This window comes from Alteromonas sp. 4NH20-0056 (genome assembly GCF_057539655.1).
The window spans coordinates 122,703-135,620 of the sequence record NZ_BAAJLS010000005.1 but is presented as its reverse complement, the minus strand read 5'-3'; the positions used below and the strand labels follow the sequence as shown (position 1 = coordinate 135,620).

Here is a 12,918-nt window from a genome sequence, read left to right as displayed (position 1 = left end):
GAACGATTAACGGTCCAATGAGTTTAGAGAAAACGAATTAGGTATATGCCAAAGAAATTTATTAGACGCTTTCTTCCCGACCACCAGTCGATAAAACAGAATCGCGCCCTTCGCATTTTTGGTAGTGTGCTGCACGAGCCTAATCTATGGCACTTAAACCGCCGCTCTGCTGCTGGCGCGTTTGGTATTGGACTATTTTTCGCTTTTTGGCCTGTGCCATTCCAAATGTGGCTTTCGGCAGGCGCTGCTATTCCTTTTAGAGCAAACCTTCCGCTATCGGTAGCGACAGTATGGGTTACCAACCCGTTTACTATTCCGCCCATATTCTACGGAGCTTATAAAGTAGGAACTACTGTACTTGGGACCAAACCTGAACATTTTGAATTTCAATTCAGTTGGCAATGGATGATTGAAAGCCTGACCACTATCGGGCCGGCTTTCTTGGTTGGGTGTTTGATATGTTCAACATTTTTTGGAATTGCAGGCTATTTTGGACTAAATGCAGTATGGCGTTTCAATGTTCGAAAGGCGTGGGAGCGCAGAAAAGTCGAGCGACAAAAGCGTAAAAGTAAACAATAAAAAAAGGTGCAGAGTGCACCTTTTTTTTATTCCATTGACTATGCGTTATCAGCAAGAAACGCTATCAGCGCAGCTTCATCCCAGACATCTACGCCTAAGTCTTGTGCTTTCGTTAATTTTGACCCTGCTTTTTCGCCCGCAACCAAAAAGTCAGTATTTTTCGATATGCTACCGGCTACTTTCGCACCAAGCGATTGTAACTTATCTTTCGCCTCTGCACGGCCCATCTCACTAAGCGTGCCGGTTATAACACAGGTTTTTCCTTCAAGAGGAAGGTTGCCCTCGTCTTTTGCTTCAATCTCTGGCCAGTGCACGCCCGCTTGCAATAGTGCATCAATTACATCCGTATTATGAGACTCTTTGAAAAAGTTTACGATGTGCTCTGCAACAATAGTACCGACGTCCTGTACATCAAGAAGCGCATCAAGCGACGCTGATCGCACACCGTCTAACGTTTTAAAATGAAACGCGAGGTTTGATGCCGTCGCCTCTCCGACTTCACGAATACCAAGCGCATACAGAAACTTTGCAAGTGTGGTGTGTTTTGCTACTTCTAATGCCGAAAGTAATTTCGTTGCAGACTTTTCAGCCATGCGCTCAAGCCCTATCAACTTATTGAGAGATAAAGTAAAGAAGTCAGCAGGACTATGCACAATATCTGCATCAACAAGCTGCTCAACCAATTTATCGCCTAAGCCATCAATATCAAATGCCTTTCTCGATGCAAAATGCTTCAGTGCCTGCTTTCGTTGTGCAGCACAAATAAGCCCACCAGTACACCGCGCAACCGCTTCGTCTTCTAACTTTTCTACCTTCGAATCGCAAACAGGGCATTGGCTTGGAAACGAAACGTCTTTTTCGGTACCGTCTCGATTGGCTTCCACTACTGAAACTACTTGTGGAATAACGTCCCCAGCGCGACGGATAACAACCGTATCACCAATTTTAACGCCCAAACGTGCTATTTCATCTTGGTTATGTAGCGTCGCATTCGATACGGTTACCCCACCAACGAATACGGGCTCTAACCTCGCAACGGGCGTGACTGCAAAGTGTCACCAAACCAACCTAATTTCAATTAGAGAGGCTCTTACTATATTAGACTTTATATACAAAACACAATACCCTCCTCTATTTGAACATATTCAGGTAGGTATATGCAAATGGATACGACAATGAGCTTAGATGAAAAATTTGCCTTTATCAAAACCCATTATGGAGAGTCTATACACGATGGCACGGTTGAACTGTTCGAAGAAAAAAACTACGACCAAATCATGAGAATATCAAAAAATCTTGTTGCATATAGCAATATCCTCTGCCCTGTATTGCTATCTAGTGGCAGAAAGGACTTAACTTATTGTTTGAAACTTATAGCTATAGATTTAAGCCAGCGACTTGCTAAACCTACTGCATATAAAAACTTTACATCACTTAAAACGCATATTATTAAATTGATAGAGCGTGGTCATATACCTTGGGTAACTTTTTCAAAAGAAGATCTCTCTTTTCTCAGTGTTGCTATCCCCAAAATGACTTATGAAGAACTTAAAAAGCAAGCAATCCCTAGAAAAATTCAATTAGGATTCCTGCATGTAAATCCTAAAATTGAAGTATTTAAAGAAGTCCTGAATAAAACATGTAGCCCTGAAATCTCAGGCGCTCTGATAAATCACGCGATGGCATACAAGAAGAAAACAAGGCAGAGGATAATAGCCCAATTATCAGATTTTCTTAACGGTATAACTACAGATAAGCCTAATTGGTATAATCATCCGTTGGTTTTACAAAATGAATTAATTAAGTTCCGGGCGAACCTGCTTGATCGGTATCAAAGAAATACAGCTTATTTGCATTTCCACATTATTAGTAAAGCAATAAGAACACTAATGGAACAAGGACTACTAGACAGCCAAATAGACCTGCCTGACAACTATAAGGGGTCATGGCGTAATCAAACATTGCGTGCAAACAATCCCTTAATTTCTAACTTAGATTTATACGATTTGAACAGTACATCTTTTACTAAAGATACGCCTCGATTTCTCGAACAATTGAAAAAAGAAATCGATACGAATCTTGCGTGTTTAACCGATGTAGCAAAAAATATTATTTGGGAACCGAAGTTATTACTCAATATAAAAGTTTCATTGAACAACATACAGGTAAACACATTCATGTCGAAGATGAGCTTGCTCCCAAGTTTCAAACTAAATTAAGCGCGATTTGGCCAGAAAACAACATATCTGACTTTTTAACATCTAAACGAGTTGCGTATTATGACAGCAATTATGAGTTTTATATCTCAGGTGGAACCAATGACCCAAATAGCCCTTACAAAGTAAGTAATTCTGTAAACAGATATTTGGGACTAACCATAGAAGTAGCTTCAGCTATGCAAACGATTATCGTGGAAGAAATTGGCATTAATCCATTTTCTCTCTACGATATCTCAATATCATCTGACGGGGTTGGTAGAGAGTTTGTTCAAATTACTGATGAAGGTTCTGTCCGACTTCGCGCTTTAAAAAAACGCGCAAAACAATCAAAAACAAGAAAAGCTAAAGGAGGCCCCGTCTTACTCTCACAGATAGAGATTTCAGATATAGATGCTGCTACTTGTCTGAAAATGGCTTTAGAAATGACAAGTAGAGCCAGAGAGTCAAGCGAAATTAGGAAGCTTTGGATAATTCGGACAGCAAATGGGGTGCAACATGTTTCAGACAGTGCATTTCAAGATAACTTCAACAAAATGAAAACGAGCCTACCCGTTGAAAACAAGGCCTTACAACACTCAACATTAAAAAAAATAAGAGGTTCCAAAGGGGTGTTAATATTCCTTCAATCAAGAGGGGATGCATTGAGAACCGCAAATTACTTAGGTAATCAAGTCGAAACAACCTTAAATAGGTACATTCCTCATTATCTATCAGAGCTAATCTATAGAATTAAAATTAGAGCGTTTCAAAATATATTGCTATACATGGCGATTGGTTTAGAAGATTCGCCCTCAGACGCCCTTAATATGAGTGAGAAGGAATTAAAGTCTCAGCTTGAAGTTGCTTTTAACAATGAAGATATGGGTGGTAATTTGTACGACAAACTTAAAAACCCGAATGATGAAAATACCCAGAATGAAGAACTGTATTTTTGTGTTTCTATCGACAACATAAAAACCGCCCTTATCTATATTAAAACTGGTCGTGATCCGATACTTAAGGAGCAATGTGTCACTGCTGTTTCAGCAATATCCGAAAGCACTGTCATAATGAAACAAATGCTCCGAACTGCTCAACTTGCAGTGCAAAAATGCGAGGTTAAATAAAACATGAGTGAAAGTGCAAATTTAAAAGACGATGATTTTGTTGACTTTTCCAAATTGGTTGATTCCGCAGAAAAGTTTGAATACGAAATGCCCAGATGGCTATTAAATGACAATGTTTACGACCAAGAATGGTTAGCTTCAAAAGTGGCTATAGATATTGACTACTATCGTAAGAATAAAAACAAAGCACTAAAGATAAATTTTAAAAGAAAGATTTCTGACGTGGAATATTTGACTGATGCAATTAATGAACCTTTATTAAAAGACATTATGCACAGCTTATTATACTTGGACGCACGAGGAAAAATGACACGACCATTAAGAGCTAAACACATTCTGGTCGCCATTACAGACTTAATTAAACATGCTAATGAGGTTCGGCAAAAAAAATCAAAATTGCTTGTGCGGGGACTAGATCAAATTAAATTAGACGAGCTTAAAGATTTTATTATGGACTATAATACACAGCCTCATGTATTTGCTGCCGCCCTTAAAATCATAGATTTGAACTCTGGTTCATCTTCAAGAATCGACTGGATTAAAATAAAAAATGAGCTTAACTTAACAACAAGATCACTAATGTCATTGCAGCACTCTTTGAAAAAACATTATAAGAGTAACCCACTTAAAAACGATAAGAGTTCTTATCAAGAAGACCACTCAGTGACAAAGAAATGGAACCAACCCAAAAAGGTTCGTGAATTTCAACCTGCGAATACAATAGATTTCGATGTGGACACAGATTTACAACCTTCAAAAAAGACCATATCAAACACAATATCTTTGCTTGAGGCGGTCTACACGGCAAGGGCATCTCAAAAATATAAATTTGTTCACTCACCCGCAGCATTATTTAGCAATGGTGAAACTCTGTTTGATAGCATGAGACAATCAATAAAAACACCCATAATGCCTACATCTAATTACCTGCACTCTATTTCAACGAGCCTTAAATTTGCTAGGAAGTATGGTTATGCTATCCGCCAGCATTTATCCGTTCTTGCGAAAAATGAGCTTAAAAAAGTAGATAACAGCGACGTTTACCGCTCAAGCTCATCATTACAAGAGGAAGTGTTTAAAGAAACACCTTTGCCAGATGTATTAAAAGAACTGAATATTACGTCGTGGTGTGACGACAATTTGGTGTGCTTCAGCCAATTTAGACGAGAAATGTCCATGGCCGTTGCGCTAAGGTTATATGTAGCCTCAATCTACATACTAGTAGCTGGTTTTGTTGCTAGTAGAGTTACGTCTATGAGAAGTTTAAAACGGAACTGCTTTGTTCAATCGCCTATTGATGGACTTTTCGATTTAGTCTTAAGAATTCCAAAAACTTCTGAACGTATTGAACTTGAAGATGTTCACCGCCCAATACCAGACTTGATATTCGACTATGGCTTAGAGTTTGCACTTTTAAATAATGTTCTAGAAGAGAGAAGAGGCTTTATTGTAGATGAAAACGAACAGTTCTTATTTGGTGGTTTTTTGTCACACACGTCTTTTAAAGCCTATACATCAGAATTTGCTCAATCGCGTGTTACCCCTCTCAGCGGTGATTATATAAATGGTTGCTTAGACTTGTTTGCAGACTGGAGTTCCTCTCCCTTAATTAATGGAAAACGATGGTATCCAAGAAGTCACCAATACCGACGAACGTTTGCTGTACTGTATTTCAACATGACTGACAATACAGGGTTAGAAGAATTGTCCTGGTTTTTGGGGCACGCTGACCTAGAGCAAACTTTTCACTACGCAGAAGTATCGCCAAGTTCCGAGTGGATCGACGAAGCAGAAATAACAATTGCAAGGATTGGTGCTTCTCTTGGTAAGGCGATACTGGGTGATTCAAGCGTAACAAATATTGTAAATACAGCTCGTAAAAAAGCAAAAACATCTCTGGTAATTGAACCTTTAGTAAGAGATTTGATCGATGAGCATAAAAAAAATACTGGTGAGACAGTTCGATTTCATCGAATTGAAGGAAATGCTGTGTTTTTTTATTTTCAGAAAAGAGAGGCATATTGACGTGGCGAAATTTCAAAAAGGGCAAACTTCTCAATCTGTAATTTTGAAAAAAAAAATGATCACTGAATCAATGATTCGTAAAAGTGAAATCCTCAATAGCATAAAACATTATGATGAGATTCCCGATAGCTTAACGACCAGTAAATCCACCATCACTAAGACAATGGTAAATAAGTGGCACGACGACTCATTAGGCGTAATAAGGTATTCTTACAACTCTTCAATGACAGAGCACAACGCATTAGCTTTACGCGAATTATCAGTTGCTATTGAAGACCTTAATGTAAGGCTTAAAAAATCAGAAGCAAACAAAAATAAAAACGTTGCGACGAAAAAGACTCGCTTAACAACCCATGATATTAATGAGTTGAAAAGAGAAAATGAAGACTTAAAATCTGCACTTGCAGAAGTTTACAGGGCATACATGCAACTTTTAGATAATTGTAGAGAGGACGAACAAATAGACAAAGCTTATAGAAAACTGATTTTGGATCAGGCTCGTATTCTAGGAAATAACAGATTGGCTTTGATAAAGTAATGTCATATGTCATGACGGCTAAATCACCCTGCCTTGATTTCCTTATAACCAGTCAGCGCAGAAATGAAAAACATGATTGCTCGCTGTCCTTAATAATGAAGAAAGGCGGTGGCATAGATTGGCACGCCAATGCTTACCTAACCAAATTGGGCGGAGGCGCTCAAATATTTAATATTAAGCCGTTAGCACCGACGGTTACAAAGAAAGCTTATAGCCTAAATATATTTTGTTCTTTCCTTGAAGATAAAAAAATTTCTCTATCCGACATTAATGATTCGGCGTTATATCAATTCATAGGCGTATTAAAAGATCGAAAGATTGCCGATGAAACAGTATTAACGCACGCCAGAGTCGCTTTGGGTTACGTTATATTTTTATCTGATGAAAATCCCCACTGGAAACTAGCAACTGAAGAAAAAGACACGGTGAGAGCATACAGTGTTCATTACTCTGAAAAGAAGTTTAAAGCAGGTAATAGAGAAATAACTTATGTAGATCATGTATCATTTGCGGGGTTGATTAGCATTACCGTGGACGTAGAGTATATTCACGATCATGAATTTATTTTATGGTTGGATGCCATTAATGAAAGCACGTATCACCCAGAGCTTAATGATTTTTTAATATACAGATGGCAAGCCTTCTCCACACTACTGGAGATTACTGGGGCAAGAATAAGTGAAGTTCACCAGATAACAAAATCTTCAGTTGAAAACGCTTCTAAGGCGCTCCTGAACGCCAAGAAGTGTGTATTAAGAAATATTCCGATTCTAAAAGGTAAATATAAAGGTAAAAACAGAGAAGTAGAAGTCACAGGTGATGACTTACAGATCATAATATATTACTTAAAGTTAGTCGAAAACACATTTCCCAACCAAAACCATGACGCCATTTTTGTTGATGCACGAAGTGGCAAACCATTGGCAAAATCTTATCTAAAAAACTATGCAAAAAAAGTAATTAATGCTAGTAAGTATAGGGAAGAGTTGCGTCATGTCACGAATCACTCTTTCCGACACAGATTTATTACAATGAATGTAGCAAAGGCGATTAAGAAACTAGCAGCATCAGGTAGCTTTAATAATATTTTAAGTGTTGCTGCTACAGCATGTCGAAAAGTCACAATGCATGCTTCGAATGCAACTATGGCAAGATATGTCCATTTAGCTTCTGAACTGAATCATGAATCAACTCAGCTAGATAGTGTTTTACTTGAAATGTCGTCCCAGATCAGAATTAGAATAACAAGAATGATAAATATTAGTAGGTCCTTGAAAGCGAAACAAATCGATGAAACTGAAGCGATTCAATCGTTATTGATTAACATTGACGAGATTGCAAAATTCGATTTATAAGTTGTCTTAGTGTGATTGCACTATTACAAGTTACCGCACTTCACGCTCAATAATCTTTCTACTAAGACCACTACAATCGTTTCCAGCAATTACGTGCTGTCATAAAATATTTTTACTATCTGATTTAACGACTTATATCAAAGCTGGGTTTAAAAAAGCATTTGCCAGTATTGCGTGCAACAACTAATTTTAGGTCCCAGTGTTCAGTTCTTACCCCTTCTAATAAAATATCACTTATCCAAGTTAGTGGTTTCAAACTTCCCTTTCAACTCAGCATTCTCTCTTACAAGCTTCATTAGCTCAGTCTCTTTAGAATCCAACTTCGAATCCAGATATTCCAACCGAGAAGTTAGCGACTCCACAAGGCCTGAAAACTTAGCACTTTCTTGCCTCAGGTCATCGTTTATTTTTTCTAAAGTCGATAATTCACTCTTTAAATTTTCATTTAACTTGTCAGCAGCATCAACTGCTTGAAATGCTTCGAGCTCCGACTGTTGAAACTCCTCAAATTTCTCTTCATGTTTCTTTATGACAGAAGCCACCCTGCTTTCTGCAACTTCGATCGCTACCTGATAATTATCCTTTGCCGCTTTTGTAAGTTGGTTCGTTATTGCTTGTATACTTTTTTCAAGTGAATCCTGCAATTCAGCCGGTAGTTCTATTTGATTATCTAAATCATTTTGTGAAACTTCATTACTTCTTCTTTCGAGCTCAGAGTTCCATACCATCTTTATGCGAGCGGCACTCCCTCCTCCTATGATTTGCCTAATCCCAAAAGGAGTCACAACCTTATTAGAGTTCAGCAGTTGGTTTCCTGCCTCAATGATCTCGTCATCTGAAAACTCCGCAACTCTGCCCATATAAAATCTCCCTCACTTTAAATAAGTTATTTAACTTATTTAAGTATATTAACTTATTAAAATAATACAAGTGTTCTTTCATAAAGCAATTACAGCAAAGCAAGTGCATCTAATTAACTGCGCTCAAGATGAAAAAAAAGCGTTTTTTAAAGGAGACTTTGCATGTTTTAAACAAAGCTATTAAAGTCAGAAAATCTGTTACTCGCCGTATTGACCTAAATAGTCAAATCGTATTTACTGAAGCAAAGATTGCTAATAAAGCTCCATCCTAACAGGCAGGTAATTATCTCTAGAGTAGGTATATAATATGTCAGTGCTAAATTTTGAAATAGAAAAACACAGGTCTATCTGGGATGAGGTTGGAGTCCCTTTTAGGGGCGCATCGCTTCATCTTTCTATTGAAGATGGATTTCCATACGATGTTTTTATACAAACGGCAAAGATTATCCAAATCGATAGAAAAGAGCTTGCAGCATACTTATTTATCTCACCTTCCACACTTAGTCGTCGAGCGAAAACCGGCCAACTCAGCACCGAAGAAAGCGACAAACTTTATCGAATATTAAATGTACTTGTCGCTGCAATTGATTTGTTTGAAGATAAACGGGAAGACGCATTACTCTGGTTTAGAACTAAAACTAAAGGGCTTGGGAATAAAAGCCCGATTGAAATGACATCAACCACCGCCGGATACGACAATGCAAAAAACATTATTGGGCAACTTCAGCACGGCCTGCTTGCATAATATTATTGAAAGCGAGCTAGAACTAAATGCGTGTAGCGGTATACTTTTTGTACCAGCATATTAAAGTTTGAAACTGGGTACTATTCTAGAACATATGGTCAACAGCCCGTTGACCAACTAAAAGTGCAACAAGCTGTTGCAAAAAATGCAACAGCTAAACAAGCACCAAATATCCAACAGCTTGTTAGACAGTTTATTAAGAACATGATTTTACAAAGTTGGCTGAGTAGATTTAGCAAGATAGAATTGCAATTTCAATCTTTAATACATTCGCACACTTTTTCCCTCTGCAATAAGAAACAAAAGAAATTGGAGTTTCAGTACTGCAATGAAATGAGCTTCAAACTATAGTATGAGCGCCTTGAAAAAGACCGAACCGACTAGCCTGAATTGAGCAAAAAGCAGTTACAACGGCTGATAAATGTCTATGACGTGAATGGTTCTAGCAAATTGAATTACTTAAGCTCTCAATTATTTGTGGGTACAGTAGGTGGGTTTATTTCAAACCAGAGCCTCGCAACTTTTCTTGTGGGCTTCAACTTTGTTGCGTAAACTTTTTATTATCTGGCTGAGTGTGGATTCTGCACTTAAATTGATTTTTCATTAAACATTGATGAAGACCTCGATATTTTTTGCTCTGTAATAAAGATACAACAACCTACATAAAATTCCTACTTATATCTTAGCGTGCTTTGGTCGAAGCCACTAAACTTAGCTCTCAATTGTTATTCATCATTCCGTGATGAACATTGATGAATGCTTAACATCTGATATTGTGAGCTAATGTATTTCAACCTAATAAGCAGAGATTGAAGTCCGCTTGTATTCTAAGTACTCAATTTTTAGCTACTCCGAACTTATCGTCTGGCTGCTCTTGTGCATCGTCAAACATAACTATTCGTTTACGGTGATCCCGCAAAGCTGCTAACGCTACACTAAAGCAATTTTCGCACAAGTCTATGTGACAAGATTTTCCATCGTTCTTTGAGCCATATCCCCATTGCGCTTTTAACTCTCCACACTCCTCACATTCGTGGTCACCAATCTTGTTCATGACGCTTTCATTGCAAACGTCACAAACACGGCCCACTAATGTCTTTGTCAATCGCTCTGCATAAACTTTCACATTGAGGCCTCTAGTCTGAACTTGTATAGGTTTATCATAGCAAATTAAAAAATCTGAATGCTCGTTTTTCGATCTTTATGTTAAAGCGACCGCTTTAGTCGTGCAAAAAGGTAATCTCTTATTTCGTTATATTATCAGACAATATCACGAGGTTCTTTTTGAAAACGCAACACACGGATCTTTGTAGTGGTCAACAATATTTATTTGGTTTACATAAGGTAACTGGTTAGTATTCACTATATTCGGGACAAAACTAATTAAGCCGAAGATATTTGGGAATAAATATGACTGTTAGCTCTTATGAAAAAGACCTCGCTATATGTGAGCATGTATTTAATCATTTTGTTCTAAGTGACCAATTCTTTGGATTTGTCACCATTGGTATCCTTGCAAGGTATGCTAACAAAAATAATATTTATTCTCGTGATTTCAAATTATTGGTTCGCGAACGAGGGTTTGATTTAAAATCTAAATGTAACGAGCGAGGCGTATACTTCTCGCGCTCGTGCTCTAAGGCTCTTGTAAACAAACATCCAGTTAAATTATTACGATGTGCAGAAATACTTTCAGTGATTGCTGAAAGCGGTGTAAAGGGAGCTTTATCGCAGTTAAAGATAAAACGAAGCATCATCGACCAACTCCTATACGAAATGATAGGCCCTGTGCAGTACCGAACCAATTTTTTAAAGCTTGGATGGGATATTGCTGATCTGCCCTACCTTAGCACTCCTTTGTACAAACAGATGGTCAAATACATAGTAGACAATCAAATTACAGATAAGCATGCATTACACAATACAATTGTAAGAGATATGAATGAAGGGAAAAAATGGTGGTTGCACGAAAATACAGTGAATTCTGACAAGCCAGGCTTCATTTACGTAGCAATGTTGTCTGAAGAAAATGGGTTGTACCGGGTTAAAATAGGTCAGACTGAGCGTGAAATAAAAAAACGCCACAATGAACATCTCAGAGCAAAAAAGATAAATACTGACACTACATTCTTATGTAAATATGTTGAATCTCCAATTAAAGAGGAATCCGCTATCTTGTCTTATTTAAAGAAGCATGGGCAGCTTATTAGTGGCAGAGAAGAATTTATCATTAACGATAAGTTGGCAGCGACACTGAAGGGGTATTTAGTCAGCAATGTTGGATTTGCCGCGTTTGTCATCTAGACATAATTTAGATAAAAAGCTCACCAATAATCACCTAGACTAATCGCAATTCCCCAATTTCGGGACAAAAGATTTCGCTGTCATAATGCGGAGATGATTAAATCTCTTGCACATCCCGATTATTTAGCCCTTACGAGTTGGCTTAAAACTATACGTAAACAGAAAGGTTTAACTTTGAGAGATGTAGCAGAAAGAATTGACGAGCCATTTCAAACAGTAAGTAAGATTGAAAAAGCACAGCGTAATTTAACGATCCTAGAGTACGTAGAATATTGTAGAGCAATAGAAGTAGATCCGGCGATCGGTTTGGATTTAATCGTCAAATTATCTTCAAAGGCAAGGTATCGATAGATTAGCATCTTCCATCGCTAAATTTATGTCTAAGCGGCCTTGCTTGCTCGCAAGCTCTACTTGAGTCACTACTCTGGCTACGACTTCGCGTAATTCGTTTTCAACATTCAATACATCCATGTGACTCCCTCTACCTTACTGATGATATATACAGTGTACATTGGTGCTCAGTTTTTATAAATCAAGTCTCACATCGTAGATTTGTAAAAATTAAACGAACGTCATAACCTAGGTATGTATCGATTAGTCTCCCGCATGTACTTTTGAAACTCATCCCCATGCACTTCTATTAAATATGGCTCTTCAATTTCCCGAACAATCAGTTCAATGCAAAACCAGCATATTAAGGCGCAAGCCCATAGCAGTAGATGTGGGAATGTGAGACATAACCCCAGCCAAAATATAAAAATCCCGAAATAAATCGGGTTTCGAGACCTTGCATAAATACCATGCGTAATGAGCGTCGTCGCTTCTTTCTAGTCGACACCAATTCGCCATGAATCGCCCATTTGAATTTGAGATAAGAGCGTGACAAGTATTCCACAAGTCCCAACCGCAAGACCTAAAACCTGAAATGGCCGTGGAACAACAAACAAAAGAGGCACTTTGCCAAAATACCCAATAACTATCACACCAAACGCTAGGCAAAATGTAATCACAAACAAAATGCCGGGCAAAAACTCTATCATTGGAGCGCTCAGCGAGGCTGCTCTAATGCCAAAATCACCATTTCTTTTATATTGCACAAAACTTCTAACGATTACTGCAAGCAGTATAAAAGCACTTATCAATACCAACGAAATCATATCTATCTTTTTTTAATTCTATAGATATGA

At 37.9% G+C, this 12,918-nt stretch carries 14 protein-coding genes and 1 pseudogene; 9 read left to right on the top strand and 6 right to left on the bottom strand.

Features of this window, described 5'->3' with window-relative positions; genetic code table 11:
* Positions 1 to 45: 45 nt before the first annotated feature.
* Positions 46 to 579: a DUF2062 domain-containing protein gene (locus tag AC27EZ_RS11105; RefSeq protein ID WP_487135373.1), complete on the top strand. Its 534-nt coding sequence runs from the start codon at positions 46 to 48 to the stop codon at positions 577 to 579.
* 38 nt (positions 580 to 617) lie between these two features.
* Here the strand turns inward: AC27EZ_RS11105 and ligA are convergent.
* A pseudogene (gene ligA, locus AC27EZ_RS11100) lies at positions 618 to 1,628 on the bottom strand (NAD-dependent DNA ligase LigA); the annotation flags it as partial.
* A gap of 108 nt (positions 1,629 to 1,736) precedes the next feature.
* Between ligA and AC27EZ_RS11095 the strand changes: the two are divergent.
* Genes AC27EZ_RS11095 through AC27EZ_RS11075 form a run of 5 tightly spaced genes read left to right on the top strand, consistent with a single transcriptional unit; the run spans position 1,737 to position 7,822 of the window.
* On the top strand, positions 1,737 to 2,798 hold the full coding sequence (locus AC27EZ_RS11095; protein ID WP_487135372.1) for a hypothetical protein: 1,062 nt from the start codon (positions 1,737 to 1,739) through the stop codon (positions 2,796 to 2,798).
* Positions 2,693 to 3,904: a hypothetical protein gene (locus tag AC27EZ_RS11090; RefSeq protein WP_487135371.1), complete on the top strand. Its 1,212-nt coding sequence runs from the start codon at positions 2,693 to 2,695 to the stop codon at positions 3,902 to 3,904. The genes AC27EZ_RS11095 and AC27EZ_RS11090 overlap by 106 nt, the downstream gene beginning before the upstream one ends.
* Positions 3,905 to 3,907: 3 nt before the next feature.
* Positions 3,908 to 5,929, top strand: a complete 2,022-nt coding sequence (locus AC27EZ_RS11085; RefSeq protein WP_421131499.1) for a site-specific integrase — start codon at positions 3,908 to 3,910, stop codon at positions 5,927 to 5,929.
* 1 nt (position 5,930) lies between these two features.
* The gene (locus AC27EZ_RS11080) at positions 5,931 to 6,467 is read left to right on the top strand and encodes a hypothetical protein (protein ID WP_487135370.1); all 537 of its coding nucleotides are present in this window, start codon (positions 5,931 to 5,933) and stop codon (positions 6,465 to 6,467) included.
* Between the two features lie 11 nt (positions 6,468 to 6,478).
* Positions 6,479 to 7,822 carry a tyrosine-type recombinase/integrase gene (locus AC27EZ_RS11075; RefSeq protein ID WP_487135369.1) on the top strand — a complete coding sequence of 448 codons (1,344 nt, stop codon included), beginning with the start codon at positions 6,479 to 6,481 and terminating at the stop codon, positions 7,820 to 7,822.
* Between the two features lie 230 nt (positions 7,823 to 8,052).
* On the opposite strand, the gene AC27EZ_RS11070 is transcribed toward AC27EZ_RS11075, so the two are convergent.
* Positions 8,053 to 8,682, bottom strand: coding sequence for a DNA-binding protein (locus AC27EZ_RS11070; RefSeq protein WP_487135368.1), 630 nt, complete (start codon positions 8,680 to 8,682; stop codon positions 8,053 to 8,055).
* A 307-nt stretch (positions 8,683 to 8,989) separates the two neighbouring features.
* Here AC27EZ_RS11070 and parS point away from each other — a divergent pair, with 307 nt between their 5' ends.
* On the top strand, positions 8,990 to 9,427 hold the full coding sequence (gene parS / locus AC27EZ_RS11065) for a type II RES/Xre toxin-antitoxin system antitoxin (protein ID WP_421131503.1): 438 nt from the start codon (positions 8,990 to 8,992) through the stop codon (positions 9,425 to 9,427).
* An 835-nt stretch (positions 9,428 to 10,262) separates the two neighbouring features.
* On the opposite strand, the gene AC27EZ_RS11060 is transcribed toward parS, so the two are convergent.
* Complete coding sequence (locus AC27EZ_RS11060; protein WP_487135367.1) at positions 10,263 to 10,481, bottom strand: hypothetical protein; 219 nt, start codon at positions 10,479 to 10,481, stop codon at positions 10,263 to 10,265.
* Between the two features lie 356 nt (positions 10,482 to 10,837).
* On the opposite strand from AC27EZ_RS11060, the gene AC27EZ_RS11055 reads away from it, so the two are divergent.
* Both AC27EZ_RS11055 and AC27EZ_RS11050 read left to right on the top strand, forming a co-directional pair.
* A complete protein-coding gene (locus tag AC27EZ_RS11055) occupies positions 10,838 to 11,731 on the top strand; it encodes a GIY-YIG nuclease family protein (protein WP_487135366.1) in 894 nt (297 codons plus the stop codon).
* A gap of 93 nt (positions 11,732 to 11,824) precedes the next feature.
* Positions 11,825 to 12,082: a helix-turn-helix domain-containing protein gene (locus AC27EZ_RS11050; RefSeq protein ID WP_487135365.1), complete on the top strand. Its 258-nt coding sequence runs from the start codon at positions 11,825 to 11,827 to the stop codon at positions 12,080 to 12,082.
* On the opposite strand, the gene AC27EZ_RS11045 is transcribed toward AC27EZ_RS11050, so the two are convergent.
* The 3 genes from AC27EZ_RS11045 to AC27EZ_RS11035 all read right to left on the bottom strand — a co-directional run bounded on the left by AC27EZ_RS11045 (position 12,062) and on the right by AC27EZ_RS11035 (position 12,888).
* The gene (locus AC27EZ_RS11045; protein WP_487135364.1) at positions 12,062 to 12,202 is read right to left on the bottom strand and encodes a hypothetical protein; all 141 of its coding nucleotides are present in this window, start codon (positions 12,200 to 12,202) and stop codon (positions 12,062 to 12,064) included. The genes AC27EZ_RS11050 and AC27EZ_RS11045 overlap by 21 nt on opposite strands.
* Before the next feature lie 101 nt (positions 12,203 to 12,303).
* Entirely contained in the window at positions 12,304 to 12,540 is a 237-nt protein-coding gene (locus AC27EZ_RS11040; protein ID WP_487135541.1) for a methyltransferase family protein, read from the bottom strand.
* Positions 12,541 to 12,558: 18 nt separating this feature from the next.
* Positions 12,559 to 12,888, bottom strand: coding sequence for a hypothetical protein (locus AC27EZ_RS11035; RefSeq protein WP_487135363.1), 330 nt, complete (start codon positions 12,886 to 12,888; stop codon positions 12,559 to 12,561).
* Positions 12,889 to 12,918 lie beyond the last annotated feature (30 nt).